Source organism: Pararhizobium sp. (assembly GCF_035497515.1).
In the GTDB taxonomy this organism is placed as follows: Bacteria; Pseudomonadota; Alphaproteobacteria; order Rhizobiales; family Rhizobiaceae; genus Pararhizobium.
Genome location: NZ_DATJDJ010000165.1, coordinates 63937 through 76478, shown reverse-complemented (window position 1 = coordinate 76478; position 12542 = coordinate 63937). Strand labels below are relative to the sequence as shown.

At 62.0% G+C, this 12542-nt stretch carries 15 protein-coding genes and 1 tRNA gene; 14 read left to right on the top strand and 2 right to left on the bottom strand.

Going from position 1 to position 12542, the window contains the following annotated elements; all coding sequences use genetic code 11:
* Positions 1 to 231 precede the first annotated feature (231 nt).
* From murA to VL202_RS16775, 11 genes are all read left to right on the top strand, one after another.
* Positions 232 to 1524, top strand: coding sequence for a UDP-N-acetylglucosamine 1-carboxyvinyltransferase (murA, locus tag VL202_RS16825; protein ID WP_325465232.1), 1293 nt, complete (start codon positions 232 to 234; stop codon positions 1522 to 1524).
* Between the two features lie 114 nt (positions 1525 to 1638).
* Positions 1639 to 2079 carry a DUF2948 family protein gene (locus VL202_RS16820; protein WP_325465231.1) on the top strand — a complete coding sequence of 147 codons (441 nt, stop codon included), beginning with the start codon at positions 1639 to 1641 and terminating at the stop codon, positions 2077 to 2079.
* 62 nt (positions 2080 to 2141) lie between these two features.
* Positions 2142 to 3446, top strand: coding sequence for a histidinol dehydrogenase (hisD, locus tag VL202_RS16815; RefSeq protein WP_325465230.1), 1305 nt, complete (start codon positions 2142 to 2144; stop codon positions 3444 to 3446).
* Positions 3443 to 3919 carry a UPF0262 family protein gene (locus tag VL202_RS16810; protein WP_325465229.1) on the top strand — a complete coding sequence of 159 codons (477 nt, stop codon included), beginning with the start codon at positions 3443 to 3445 and terminating at the stop codon, positions 3917 to 3919. Before hisD ends, VL202_RS16810 begins: the two co-directional genes overlap by 4 nt.
* A gap of 68 nt (positions 3920 to 3987) precedes the next feature.
* Positions 3988 to 4404 (top strand): low molecular weight phosphatase family protein, encoded by a 417-nt coding sequence (locus tag VL202_RS16805; RefSeq protein WP_325465238.1) that lies wholly within the window; start codon positions 3988 to 3990, stop codon positions 4402 to 4404.
* A 144-nt stretch (positions 4405 to 4548) separates the two neighbouring features.
* Positions 4549 to 4767, top strand: a complete 219-nt coding sequence (gene infA / locus VL202_RS16800; RefSeq protein ID WP_325465228.1) for a translation initiation factor IF-1 — start codon at positions 4549 to 4551, stop codon at positions 4765 to 4767.
* A 50-nt stretch (positions 4768 to 4817) separates the two neighbouring features.
* Positions 4818 to 5438, top strand: coding sequence for a Maf-like protein (locus tag VL202_RS16795; RefSeq protein WP_325465227.1), 621 nt, complete (start codon positions 4818 to 4820; stop codon positions 5436 to 5438).
* 3 nt (positions 5439 to 5441) lie between these two features.
* Positions 5442 to 5648 carry a DNA gyrase inhibitor YacG gene (yacG, locus tag VL202_RS16790; protein ID WP_325465226.1) on the top strand — a complete coding sequence of 69 codons (207 nt, stop codon included), beginning with the start codon at positions 5442 to 5444 and terminating at the stop codon, positions 5646 to 5648.
* Between the two features lie 187 nt (positions 5649 to 5835).
* A tRNA-Phe gene (locus tag VL202_RS16785) sits at positions 5836 to 5911 on the top strand.
* Between the two features lie 400 nt (positions 5912 to 6311).
* Positions 6312 to 7202 (top strand): CRISPR-associated endonuclease Cas3'', encoded by an 891-nt coding sequence (locus VL202_RS16780; RefSeq protein ID WP_325465225.1) that lies wholly within the window; start codon positions 6312 to 6314, stop codon positions 7200 to 7202.
* Between the two features lie 419 nt (positions 7203 to 7621).
* Positions 7622 to 7969: a hypothetical protein gene (locus tag VL202_RS16775; protein ID WP_325465224.1), complete on the top strand. Its 348-nt coding sequence runs from the start codon at positions 7622 to 7624 to the stop codon at positions 7967 to 7969.
* Between the two features lie 14 nt (positions 7970 to 7983).
* On the opposite strand, the gene VL202_RS16770 is transcribed toward VL202_RS16775, so the two are convergent.
* Positions 7984 to 8346 (bottom strand): DUF982 domain-containing protein, encoded by a 363-nt coding sequence (locus tag VL202_RS16770; protein ID WP_325465223.1) that lies wholly within the window; start codon positions 8344 to 8346, stop codon positions 7984 to 7986.
* A 79-nt stretch (positions 8347 to 8425) separates the two neighbouring features.
* Between VL202_RS16770 and VL202_RS16765 the strand changes: the two genes are divergently transcribed.
* The 3 genes from VL202_RS16765 to VL202_RS16755 all read left to right on the top strand — a co-directional run bounded on the left by VL202_RS16765 (position 8426) and on the right by VL202_RS16755 (position 11302).
* On the top strand, positions 8426 to 8569 hold the full coding sequence (locus tag VL202_RS16765) for a hypothetical protein (RefSeq protein WP_325465222.1): 144 nt from the start codon (positions 8426 to 8428) through the stop codon (positions 8567 to 8569).
* 245 nt (positions 8570 to 8814) lie between these two features.
* Positions 8815 to 9354, top strand: coding sequence for a DNA-3-methyladenine glycosylase (locus tag VL202_RS16760; RefSeq protein ID WP_325465221.1), 540 nt, complete (start codon positions 8815 to 8817; stop codon positions 9352 to 9354).
* 295 nt (positions 9355 to 9649) lie between these two features.
* Positions 9650 to 11302 carry a sensor histidine kinase gene (locus VL202_RS16755; protein ID WP_325465220.1) on the top strand — a complete coding sequence of 551 codons (1653 nt, stop codon included), beginning with the start codon at positions 9650 to 9652 and terminating at the stop codon, positions 11300 to 11302.
* A 200-nt stretch (positions 11303 to 11502) separates the two neighbouring features.
* On the opposite strand, the gene VL202_RS16750 is transcribed toward VL202_RS16755, so the two are convergent.
* Positions 11503 to 12516 (bottom strand): AraC family transcriptional regulator, encoded by a 1014-nt coding sequence (locus VL202_RS16750; RefSeq protein WP_325465219.1) that lies wholly within the window; start codon positions 12514 to 12516, stop codon positions 11503 to 11505.
* Positions 12517 to 12542: the final 26 nt, after the last annotated feature.

The window sequence follows — 12542 nt, the reverse complement described above, 5'->3', positions numbered from 1 at the left end:
TCCGGGGCGGATATCGTCTGGCGCAGATGTCTGTTTTCTCGGCGCCGGTCTTCCTGGGTGGAGGTCGTCACGGGATGCGGACTGGATGCCGATATTTCTGCGCCTCGCCCCTTCGGCGGTTTACCGTCACGGTTCAATTTGCTTCTCATTTCGCGGCGCATCCTTTATGGAGGCGCCAATCTCTTCAAGACGGATTGTCAGGAAAGGCGGGCGACGCCCGTAAGGTACCCTATGGATCGCATCAGAATTACCGGCGGCAACGAGCTTCGCGGCATCATCCCGATTTCCGGCGCCAAGAATGCCGCCTTGCCGCTCATGATCGCCTCCCTCCTGACGGACGACACGCTGACGCTGGAGAACGTGCCGCATCTGGCCGATGTCGAGCAGTTGATCCGTATTCTCGGCAATCACGGCGCCGATATCTCGGTCAATGGCCGCCGCGAGCGCCAGGGCGAGAGCTATTCCCGCACGATCCATTTCACTTCACGCAACATCGTAGATACGACGGCTCCTTACGAACTGGTCTCCAAGATGCGCGCCAGCTTCTGGGTCATCGGTCCGCTGCTTGCCCGCGAAGGCAAGGCCCGGGTCTCGCTGCCCGGCGGCTGCGCCATCGGCACGCGACCGGTCGACCTGTTCATCGAGGGCCTGACGGCGCTCGGCGCCAATATCGAGATCGATAGCGGTTATATCAATGCGACGGCGCCCAAGGGCGGCCTGATCGGCGCCCGCTACGTCTTCCCGAAGGTTTCGGTCGGCGCCACCCATGTGATGATGATGGCGGCGACGCTCGCCAACGGCACGACCACGATCGGCAACGCCGCACGCGAGCCGGAAGTCGTCGATCTCGCCAATTGCCTGAACGCCATGGGCGCCAGGATCACCGGCGCCGGCACCTCGACGATCACCATTGAAGGCGTCACCTCGCTGTCCGGCGCGCGCCACCGCGTCCTGCCGGATCGCATTGAGACCGGCACCTATGCCATGGCTGTCGCCATGACCGGCGGCGATGTCTTGCTGGAAGGCACCAATGCCCGCCTGCTCGACACGGCGCTGGAAGCCATCCGCCGCGCCGGCGCCGAAATCACCGAGACCGAAACCGGCCTGCGGGTGGTGCGCAACGGCGGCGGCATCAAGCCGGTCGACGTGGTCACCGATCCTTTCCCGGGCTTCCCGACAGACCTGCAGGCGCAGTTCATGGGCCTGATGACCAAGTCCTCCGGTGTCTCGCACATCACCGAGACCATCTTCGAAAACCGCTTCATGCATGTGCAGGAACTCGCCCGTCTCGGTGCCAAGATCACGCTTTCGGGCCAGACGGCGAAAATCGAAGGTGTCGAGCGGCTGAAGGGCGCACCGGTCATGGCAACCGACCTGCGCGCTTCGGTTTCTCTGGTGATCGCCGGCCTGGTGGCCGAAGGCGATACGATGGTGTCGCGCGTCTATCATCTCGATCGCGGTTTCGAGCGGCTGGAAGAAAAGCTCAATGCTTGCGGTGCCGAGGTCGAACGCGTCAGCGATTGATCGCTCACCTCAAGCGCTGTTGCGGATTCGATGTCGGCGTCCTATGTCCTGTGTCATGATGGCGGCGGCCCCTCGGCCGTGCGGACAGACAAGGCCAGGCAAGGAATTGACGGCATGGATAGTTTGAAGCTGATGGCGCTGGACGCCGAGGACCTCGGAATCGTGTCCGCCCATGTGCAGGACGCAGTCTTCAAGGTGTCCGGTCTTGCCTATGCGCAGCGCTCCCGGCAACTGTCGCTGGTGATCAACCGTTTCGTCTGGGAAACGGCGGAAGGGCGCGGCAAGTCGTTCGAGCGCCGCCGCAGCCTGCTTCTTTTCAAGCAGGTTTCCGCCGTCCGCTCCATTGGGTTCGATCGCAAGGATGGTGAAAAGGTCCTGTCGCTGCTGTCCATCCAGTTCGAGCAGAACGGCGAGGGGCCGGATGGAACGGTGGAGTTCGTGCTGTCGGGCGGCGCTTCGATCATGATCGATGTGGAATGTATCGAGGTTCAGCTTGCGGATACCGGCGGCGCATGGGAAACCGGCTTCAGGCCCCGCCATCCGGCCGGCGCCTGAATTTCGATCGCGGGCTCTCGAGCCAAGCGCGATTGCCGATTACCGATTGAGGATCCGTTCCCTTGGCCATTCGTCTGGACTATCTCACCCCCGGCTTCGAAGAGCAGTTCGCAGCCTTTCTGACGACCAAGCGGGAAGTGTCCGAGGATGTGAACACCGTCGTGCGGGCGATCATCGACGATGTGCGCGACCGTGGTGACGCGGCCCTTGCCGACTACACGAAGAAATTCGATGGCCTGGATTTCGCGGTGACCGGCATGGCGGTGACGGCCGAGGAGATCGACGCAGCGATCAGCCAGGTGCCCGCCGAGGTGCTCGGCGCGCTGAAGGTCGCGGCCGTGCGCATCGAGGCGCATCACACCCGCCAGCGGCCGAAGGATGATATCTACGAGGATAAGATGGGTGTCGGCCTCGGTACGCGCTGGACGGCGATCGATGCCGTCGGCCTCTATGTGCCGGGCGGTACGGCAAGCTATCCAAGCTCGGTGCTGATGAACGCGCTGCCGGCCAGGGTGGCTGGCGTCGAGCGCATCGTCATGGTGGTGCCGGCCAATGGTGGCGCGATCAATCCGGCCGTTCTGGCCGCCGCGCGCATGGCGGGCGTCGAGGAAATCTACCGAATCGGCGGCGCGCAGGCGATCGCGGCCCTTGCCTATGGCACGGCCACCATCGCCCCGGTCGCCAAGATCATGGGGCCGGGCAATGCCTATGTGGCGGCCGCCAAGCGGCAGGTGTTCGGCACCGTCGGCATCGACATGATCGCCGGCCCGTCCGAAGTGCTCGTCATCGCCGACCGCGACAATGATCCCGACTGGATCGCCGCCGACCTTTTGGCCCAGGCCGAGCACGATGTCGGTGCCCAGTCGATCCTGATCACCGATGATGCGCCGTTTGCCGCCGCCGTCGAGGCCGCCGTCGAGCGCCAGTTGCGCACGCTGCCCCGGGCAGACACCGCAAGCGCCAGCTGGCGCGATTTCGGTGCTGTCATCCTGGTGCCGGACCTGGACGTCGCGGTACCGCTCGCCAACCGCATCGCCGCCGAACATCTGGAACTGGCGCTGGCTGATGCTGATGCGATGATCCCGAAGATCCGCAATGCCGGCGCCATCTTCGTCGGCCGCCATACGCCCGAAGTCATCGGCGATTATGTCGGCGGCTCCAACCATGTCCTGCCGACGGCACGGTCTGCCCGGTTTTCCTCCGGCCTCGGCGTGCTCGACTATATGAAGCGCACCTCGATCCTGCGTCTTGGCGCCGATCAGCTGCGCGATCTGGGTCCTGCAGCCATCGCGCTTGCCCGTTCCGAAGGGCTGGAGGCCCATGCGCGCTCGGTCGCCATCCGGCTCAATCTCGGGGATGAGGGATGACGGCCACGGCCAGCCACCGCCTCTGCGATGTCGTGCTGGATGAAACCATCGGCCGCTCGACGCCCGATGTCGAACATGAGCGGGCGGTGGCGATCTTCGACCTGATCGAGGAAAACGCCTTCGAGCCCGCAGGGCATCCCGGCGGCCCGTACCGGTTGAACCTGTCGTTGATCAATTCCAGGCTGGTCTTTGCCATCACGCTGGAAAATGGCGATGCCGTCGCCACCCATATCCTGTCGCTGACGCCGTTCCGGCGGATCGTGAAGGATTATTTCCTGATCTGCGAAAGCTATTACGAGGCGATCCGCTCCTCGACGCCCAGCCAGATCGAGGCGATCGACATGGGCCGGCGCGGCATTCACAATGAAGGCTCGCAGACGCTGATGGATCGGCTCTCGGGCAAGATCAAGCTGGATTTCGATACAGCGCGGCGTCTCTTCACGCTTGTCTGCGTGCTCTACTGGCGGGGCTGAGCGTGACGGTCGCCGCTTCGCCCCTGATACAGCAGCGCAGCGCGAAATCGCCGGCCTCGGTGCTGTTCATGTGCGGCATGAACGCAATCCGGTCGCCGATGGCGGAGGTTCTTGCGAAGACCATGTTGCCGGCCGGCACCTATATCGCCTCGGCCGGTGTGCGGCCGGGTGAGCGCGATCCCTTCGTCGACGTGGTCCTGGAGGAGATCGGGCTGACGGCCGGGCGGCATCTGCCGCACACGCTGGACGAACTGGAGGACGACTATTTCGATCTGATCGTGACGCTGGCACCGGAGGCGCATCACGCGGCGCTTGAACTGACGCGCTCGATGGCGATCGACGTGGTGTACTGGCCGACACCGGACCCGACGGTGGCGACCGGCACGCGTGAACAGATCGTTTCGGCCTACCGCGACGTTCGAAATCACCTGGCGACGCTGATCAGGCATCGTTTGCTTGGACAAATGCCGGAGAAGATGGCATAGCGCGCTGATCAATCCGGAAAATTCAACCGGAATCGGAAAAGAAGATCGCCGCTGTTCACAAAACCGTGGCGATTGTGTAGTTTCCGCCAAATTTTTGAAGGGCGCGTTCGCGTCCGCACCGAAGCACAGAAAGACATATCCTACATGGCGAAAGAAGAAGTCCTCGAATTCCCGGGCGTCGTTATCGAATTGCTTCCCAACGCAACCTTCCGCGTGAAGCTTGAAAACGAGCACGAAATCATTGCCCACACCGCGGGCCGCATGCGCAAGAACCGGATCCGCGTTCTCGCCGGCGACAAGGTACTGGTCGAAATGACGCCTTACGACCTGACAAAGGGCCGTATCACCTATCGCTTCAAGTAAGCGTCGCGGCATCTGCGCTGCAAATCTCTGAGAATGACGGCTTGGTTGCGATGGCATTGACACAAAAGCTGATCCTGGCCTCCGGTTCGCCGCGGCGTGTCGAACTGCTCGCGCAGGCGGGCATCGAACCCGCGCGCCTGATGCCGATGGATCTCGACGAGACCCCGAAGCGCACCGAGCATCCGCGCTCCCTTGCCTGGCGGCTCTCGGCCGAAAAGGCCCGCGCGGCACTGGCCGCGATCAAGGGCGAGCCGGCCTGGGAGGGCAGCTACATCCTTGCTGCCGACACCGTCGTTTCCGTCGGCCGCCGCATCCTGGGCAAGCCCGAGCTTGTCAGCGAAGCCTCCAGTGCGCTTCATCTCCTCTCGGGCCGCAGCCACCGGGTCTATACCGGCGTCTGCCTGATCACGCCGGACAGGACGGTGCGCCAGAAGGTCATCGACACCAAGGTGCGCTTCAAGCGGCTGTCCAGCCATGATATCGACAGCTATCTGGCGTCGGGCCAATGGCGTGGCAAGGCCGGCGCCTACGGTATCCAGGGCATTGCCGGAAGCTTCGTGGTCAAGCTGGTCGGCTCCTACACCAATGTCGTCGGTCTGCCGCTGTACGAGACAGTCAGCTTGCTGTCGGGCGAGGGCTATGACGTGCACAGCAACTGGGCGAAAGGCTGAGCCATGAGTTCCGAAGGAAACAAGGCTGCAACCAATGTCGCGCCGCTGCGCAAGGCCGTGGCATGCCCGGAATGCAAGCGCCCGTCGCACCGCGATCATTATCCCTTTTGTTCGGACCGCTGCCGCAATGTCGATCTGAACCGCTGGCTGACCGGTTCCTATGCGATTCCGGTCGCGGACGACGAGTCAAAGGCCGACGACGAGGAATAAGCCGGCCGGATTTTTGGCGGATATCCATTATTTTTCAGGTATTTGCATCAGCCGACATTTTCCTGTCGAAAAATCGTCATTTGGTGCTGGACACCGCCGAACAAGATGTTATAACCCCGCTCGCTTCCGGGGCGCAACCAACCGCCCCACGGTTCTTCAAGCGGAACCACTGCTGACAAGCAGGGATGCCCGGATAGCTCAGTTGGTAGAGCAGCGGATTGAAAATCCGCGTGTCGGTGGTTCAAATCCGCCTCCGGGCACCACATCATGTTCTTGCACGCTTTGGCCTTCCGGTTTTCATCCGTTCTTATCGAGCAACTCAAATTGCGTGTTCGATAGCTTTTTTTTCGCGGTTGTCCCAAATCCCCCATGCCCCCGCGACGGTGGTTGTGACGCACGGATTTCACGGCTTAAAGTGTGCTTCCATGCGAATGTGCTGCGCGACCGGCGTCCGCCATCATTTCTGTCGTCTTGAGGGGACGATGACCGGGATCCGCCCGATAGTCATCCGTGCAACTTCCACTTGACTATCGGTGGAAAATATCCCTGAATACACCCTATGGATGCAGGCGCTTAAGGCTTTCACTTTTCTCGCCGGCGATGGGCCCGGAAGATGTCGAGTTCGCGCCAGTCTCTTCCGGGAGTCCAACGAAGGGGGATGCGATGGACTGGTATGCGCATAGCGGCACGCAGGGGGATGTCCGGGACTGGCAGAGGCTGAGGGATCACCTTGTGGGCGTGGCCAAGCTGGCATCGGAAATGGCCCGGCCTTTCGGTCTGGAGCGCGCCGCCTTCGCTGCCGGGCTCTTTCATGATCTCGGAAAGTACAATCCCGGCTTTCAACGAAGGCTTGCGGGAGCCAATATCCTCGTGGACCATTCCACGGCCGGAGCCCAGATTTTAAAACAATTGGCGACAGGGCCGGATGCGGCCGTCGCAGAATTGATCGCCTATGCGATCCTGGGGCACCATGCGGGCCTGCCGGACCGGTCGAGCGATACGGAGGGCTGCTTCAATATCCGGATGGAGCGCCCCGTGGCCCTGGATCCCTTCTGGCAGAATGAACTGCATCCGGATGTCTCCGGCCTCGTGCCCGCGATGATGCGAAACCTTCCCGCTGACAGGAGCGAGCGCGACTTTGCCCTGTCCTTCATGGGGCGCATGATCTTCTCCTGCCTGGTGGACGCGGATTTCAAGGATACAGAGGGGTTCTATATCTCGCTTGGAAAGACAAGGGCGGATCGCGCATGGACGCCGCTTGCCACTCTGCTCGACGATTTCCTGGCGCGCTTCGACGCACATATCGCCCGCTTTGGCGCGGCGGACGGCGATCTCAATCGCCTGCGCTCCGATATTCTCCGGCACGTGCGCGGCGGTGCCGATCGACAGCCCGGTCTTTTCACGCTGACCGTGCCGACCGGCGGCGGCAAGACGCTGGCCTCTCTTGGTTTCGCGCTCGATCACGCCAGGCGTCATGGCCATCGCCGCATCATCTACGCGATTCCGTTCACGGAGGCGTGGATCGAAACCTCTACACGGAAACAATGCTGGTGATGTTCGCAGAGTCGCCTCCCTCGCGGAGGCGTGGATCGAAACGTTGTGCCGCACGGAAAGACTGTCGGCGAGATTATGTCGCCTCCCTCGCGGAGGCGTGGATCGAAACTCGTCGGCGCAGGCGGCCGCGCCATTCAGATTTCGTCGCCTCCCTCGCGGAGCGATCGAAACCCGCGCAGCAGGAAGCCAGATCGCCTGATTGAGGGTCGCCTCCCTCGCGGAGGCGTGGATCGAAACTCCAGGCAGGTTGCCGGCCATGAGCATATCTGTCGTCGCCTCCCTCGCGGAGGCGTGGATCGAGACGCCAGCCGGCTGCAGGCAACTTGGACAGGCGGCCATTGTTCCAGACGCGTGAAACAATGCCATGGCATGCATCCTTTTGCCGCCTTCCGCGTTGTTTCCGCGTCAACGAAGAGGAAATGACCATGATGCACGGTGGCAGCAAGACGATCGGCGGCAGGAATGCGACGAGGTTTGAAAATGAACTGGAGGATTATTTCGCCGAACTTCAGGAGCAGCAACCAGAATTGCGGGCAAGCGCTTCGGTTTCGCATGGGATCGACCACTCGGAAGAATTGCGCCGGTTGGCGGCCTATGTTGCCTATTTGAAGCAGAAAATTTCCGAACTGCCGCAATCGCTGGATCAGGCGCGCTATACAACATGGCCTTCCGCGTCACGGCGCTCGCCGGGGATCGGTTTTGCTGGGTGCCTGATTGCCGGCCTGGCCGTGGGCTTGACGGCGCATCTCGTCGCCGCTCGGCGATAGAGCCCCTTTCGGGATCAATTGGCGCGCACTAGCATGTCGGCTTCGGCTGCAGCGGCAATGAAAGCATCCCGCACATCGGCGCAGGGAATGCGTTCGCCCAGCGCCGCCATGCAGAGCGTCTTGGCTTTCAGATATTCTTCGCCGCCCGTATCCGGCCATCGTTGCGCCAGGCAATTGAGCGCCTGAAGCGGGCCGTTGATTTTCTCCGGCTGGCCATATCCCAGCCTGATCTCCACTGGTTCGGACCACATCACATCGGCGCAAAGCTCGGCTTTCTGAATGATCATTTCCAACTCCTCCAGAAACGCGCCTGGATCAACTCCCGAGCGGTGTTTTTGTTCCGAAGCTAAATTAAGAACTGCATCGACGGCCGTCATGATCGGAAGGTGTCGTATCCGCATGCGGCCACCCGGGAACTTTCATCGCTCCATAGGGTTGCGATGCGAGGAGCCGACGATGGATGACGATATTCTGACGATTGCACTGGCAAACCTGATCTTCGGTGTTCTGGCACTGACGATCGGCTACCTCTACACCCTGCCGCGCGAGCATCCGCTGACCCCATCCGTGGCCATCATCCTGGCGACAGGTGAGCCATGACGGCGCGAAACACGTTGTTCCTGATGCTGGCCGGTTTCTTCGCCTTGTCGCTGCTCTTGATCCACAACGCATACTATAAACCGGATTCGCGCCAATTCCATCTGCCACCGCAATCCCAATCCGCCGGCGCGATGTAGCGCCTCGCCAGCCGCTTTCAAGCCGCCGAAGACATGGCCTGATATAACAAAACAAGGTGGTTGCAGGGAGAAAAAATGTTGTCGCCGATATTGCAGGATCGTAATTGGATGAAAGTGTTTTTCGATCGTCCGGCGCCGACCGTCGCAATCGATCTGATCGGTGCGACATTTGAGGTCGCCGGTGTCGGCGGCCTGATCGTCGAGACGGAAGCCTACACTGATGAAGATCCGGCGTCCCACAGTTTCAAGGGACAAACACGTCGCAACCGGGCCATGTTCGGCTCGTCCGCCAGCGTCTATGTCTATCGTTCGTACGGCATGCACTGGTGCCTGAATTTTGTCTCCCGCCCCGGCAGCGCCGTCCTGATCCGCGCGCTGGAGCCGCTGACGGGTCTGGACGTCATGCGGCAACGGCGAGGGCTGGACAGGCTGGCGCTGCTCTGTTCCGGCCCGGGACGCCTCTGCCAGGCGCTTGGCGTCACGGACGATCTCGACGGCTGGTCGCTGGCGGAAGACCCTTTTCATCTTGTCTCGCCAAATGAACCCCGAACGGTTTCCACCGGCTTGCGCATCGGCATTACCAAGGCGGCCGATATTCCCTGGCGGTTTGGCCTGAATGGCTCAGCCTTCCTCAGCAAAAGACTGTGAACGGTTCGGAATATGCCCGGACAAATTCTGAAGCGTTGCAGCGACCTTTGCGCGTCATATTTGACGCGCGGCGCTGTAGGCAGGCAACCGACAGAGCGCGAAAATTCCGCCGGATCATGCCTCTCCTGGACGCTTCCGAAGCACGAAAGCCCGCGCTACGGGTCGGAAGTCTCAGGTGACGGTCCGGATCATATGCGGGTCACGCTACGGCAATATCCTGCACTTGGCATGACCTGCCGACGCATGTAAGACGAATATGAAATGTGGCAATCCGGTCGCGGCGGGGGACGTGAACGTGAAAAAACGACTTGTTGCCGTTGCATTGACAGCACTCACACCTGCCATCGGCATGCTCGCCTATAACGAGATTACCGCGCGCGCCGAGCGCAACGCGGAAGTGCATCGACAAGCCGCCCAAATGGCGCGCCAGACCGCCTCGGAAATCGGCAGCGTCATCGAGGGCATCAAGGGTCTGCTGATCGCAACCGCTGCCATACCCTCCATCGCCGAACGCGATTCCGCCAGCTGCAACACGGTCCTGAAATCGGTCGCATCGAAGCTCGCGCCGGTCCGCAATATCCTCGTGCTCGACGAAACCGGCAAGCTGATCTGTGACAGCATGGGCTGGAAGACAGGAATGAATTTCGGCGATCGCGACTATGTGCAGCGCGCCCTGAAGACGGACGAGCTTGTCGTTGGAGAATATACGATCGCGCGGGTTTCGAGCGCGCCGATCTTGCCCATGGCGCTCGCGATCAAGCGGGATTCCAGGACGGTCGGCGTTCTCACGACCGGGGTGCGGCTGGATTGGTTGGAAGAGCAGATCCTGGAGCGCGGCCTGCCGACCGGCGGTTCGGTTACGGTCGCTGATCGAAAGGGCGTGATCCTCGCCCGCAATCCGGATCCGCAACGGTTCGTCGGAACAACGATACCGAAGCAGTATCAGCCGCTGCTTTCAGCGGATGCCCCAGGCACGATGGAACTGATCAGCCAGGATGGCACCAAGCGGATCATGGGGTATACGCCGGTGTCGCGGAATAATCCCCTTTATGTCAGTGCCGGTCTGTCGGAGTCCGAGGCGCTTGCACCCATCAACCGCGCCTCTATCACGGGTCTCGTCATGATGGCGATCGGTGCCGCGCTCGCATTGTGTGCTGCTGTCTTCGTCGGCAACCGGTTTATCCTCGATCCGATCAACCATATCGTATCGGTGCTCCAGCGTTGGCGCGAAGGAGAGACCGATAGCCGCACGAAGATGAAGGGCCATTACGGCGAGCTCGGCCAGGTCGGAGCCTCCGTCGATGGCCTGCTCGACGAACTCGAAGTCCGGCGGTTGGAGACCAGCCGCGCGGAGGAAAAACGCAAGTTGATGGCGAAGGAACTGTCGCATCGCGTCAAGAACACCATGGCCGTTGTCCAGGCCATTGCCCGCCAGACCTTCCGCAACCGCTCCGAGGAAAACGCGATCTTTGCCAGCCGCGTCACCGCCCTGGCCGGCGCCTATGACGTTCTCCTGTCCGATGACTGGAAGGCCGCCGAATTGAGGGAGGTCGTCGAGCGCGCGCTGCGGCCGGTTGGTGGCGACCGGGGCAACCGGATCAGTCTGTCCGGGCCACCCTGCCTGCTGACGCCGGAGGCGGTTACGGCGCTTTCTCTCGTGGTGCACGAATTGGCGACAAATGCACTGAAATACGGTGCGCTAAGCGAAGCCGACGGGCGGATCGATGTCAAATGGACGTTGAACGGCGATCGGGTGGAGTTCGACTGGACGGAGCGGGACGGACCGGCCATTGCCACGCCGGCGAGTGAAGGTTTCGGGTCGAAGCTTATCCGAAGCGCCTTCCCGGGTCCCCTGGAGCCCCAGAGCGAGACGGACTTCGCCGCCGACGGTCTCAAGTTTCGCTTGTCATTTCGCGTGGACACGATTGCTCCGGCCAGCGCAACATAAGTCCCAGGAAAATGTCGTTTCAAATCTCCGGGCCGCCGACCATGGGCGGAAACCAGAAATCTGGCAGCGACTTGTGACGCGTTTGCGGCCTTCACGCTTGGCGCTGTAGAGCGCAAAGTCGGCGTGGCGATCGGTTCAGCGGGATTGAGGAATAGACTGCCATCGCCGCGGTTCCGTGCCGGACAGACGACAGCGCGGCATCATTTCGCGGTTTTGGCCGCGATCGCCTGGCGCCGGAATGTGGCAGGGCTGTGGGATGTCCATTTGCGAAAGGCACGGTGAAAGGCGCTGGGTTCAGAAAAGCCCAGTTGCGCGGCGATCTCGCCGACGCCGCGGTCGCTTCCCAGAAGAAGGTCGATCGCCAGGTCGCGGCGGATCTCGTCCTTGATCCCGGCATAATTCTGGCCTTCGCCGTGCAGGCGGTGCCGAAGCGTCGAGGGCGACATGCGCATCTGCGCGGCAAGATCGGCAAAGCCGGACCAGGCCGAGGGCGGCGTCTGGCGCAGGCGCTTTCGAACATTGGCCGCAAGCCCTGCATCGTAGCGATAGCGCACCAGAATATTGGCCGGCGCACCGCGCAGGAATTGCTTCAGCGCCTGTTCGCTGCGCGCGATTGGCAGCTTGAGCACGGTGCGGTCGAAAGTGAGCAGGCTGAAGGGCTGCCCAAACTGGACGGGGGCGCCGAAGAACAGGCGATAATCTGCACCTTGTTCCGGTTCGGTGCAGCGGAAATCCACTCGCCGGATCGGGATGCGCCGCCCGACCAGCCAGCAGGTGATGCCGTGCAGCAGGATCCAATAGGTGCGATAGGCAAAGGCGGAACGCGCTGGCCCCTTGTCGGTCAGCACGATCTCGGCCAGCCCGTCGCGGACGATCAGTTCACCGCTCGGATCTTCCAGCACGACGTTGAGGAAGCGCAAGGCGCGGCGGAGTGCCTGGTCCAGCGTCTGTGCATGCAGCACGCAATGACACAGCAGGGTGAAGCTGCCGCGCCGCATTGGCCGTCCGCCCATGCCGAAGAATTCGTCGTCCACCTCGGCCGCGATGGCCAGCCAAAGGGCTCCGTAAGTCTCGGCGGAAATCGGCCGATCGACCAACAGTGGCAGGCTGAGGGAAGCCAAAAGCGGCGCCGTCGGCTTGCCCTGCCGGCGCAGGCAGTCGAGGGCTTCCTCGACAAAGGAGGGCGAGATCATCCGCCGGTCGGTTTCGGTCATCGGGCGTGTTCCCACATGGTAAAAGT

Bases quoted from the DNA above. Each gene is read 5' to 3' on its own strand.
- VL202_RS16780 (WP_325465225.1), top strand. From the start codon at position 6,312: ATGGACTGGTATGCGCATAGCGGCACGCAGGGGGATGTCCGGGACTGG.
- VL202_RS16795 (WP_325465227.1), top strand. From the start codon at position 4,818: ATGGCATTGACACAAAAGCTGATCCTGGCCTCCGGTTCGCCGCGGCGT.
- VL202_RS16810 (WP_325465229.1), top strand. From the start codon at position 3,443: ATGACGGCCACGGCCAGCCACCGCCTCTGCGATGTCGTGCTGGATGAA.
- murA (WP_325465232.1), top strand. From the start codon at position 232: ATGGATCGCATCAGAATTACCGGCGGCAACGAGCTTCGCGGCATCATC.
- yacG (WP_325465226.1), top strand. From the start codon at position 5,442: ATGAGTTCCGAAGGAAACAAGGCTGCAACCAATGTCGCGCCGCTGCGC.
- infA (WP_325465228.1), top strand. From the start codon at position 4,549: ATGGCGAAAGAAGAAGTCCTCGAATTCCCGGGCGTCGTTATCGAATTG.
- VL202_RS16820 (WP_325465231.1), top strand. From the start codon at position 1,639: ATGGATAGTTTGAAGCTGATGGCGCTGGACGCCGAGGACCTCGGAATC.
- VL202_RS16775 (WP_325465224.1), top strand. From the start codon at position 7,622: ATGACCATGATGCACGGTGGCAGCAAGACGATCGGCGGCAGGAATGCG.
- VL202_RS16805 (WP_325465238.1), top strand. From the start codon at position 3,988: ATGTGCGGCATGAACGCAATCCGGTCGCCGATGGCGGAGGTTCTTGCG.
- VL202_RS16750 (WP_325465219.1), bottom strand. From the start codon at position 12,516: ATGACCGAAACCGACCGGCGGATGATCTCGCCCTCCTTTGTCGAGGAA.
- VL202_RS16770 (WP_325465223.1), bottom strand. From the start codon at position 8,346: ATGACGGCCGTCGATGCAGTTCTTAATTTAGCTTCGGAACAAAAACAC.
- VL202_RS16765 (WP_325465222.1), top strand. From the start codon at position 8,426: ATGGATGACGATATTCTGACGATTGCACTGGCAAACCTGATCTTCGGT.
- VL202_RS16760 (WP_325465221.1), top strand. From the start codon at position 8,815: ATGAAAGTGTTTTTCGATCGTCCGGCGCCGACCGTCGCAATCGATCTG.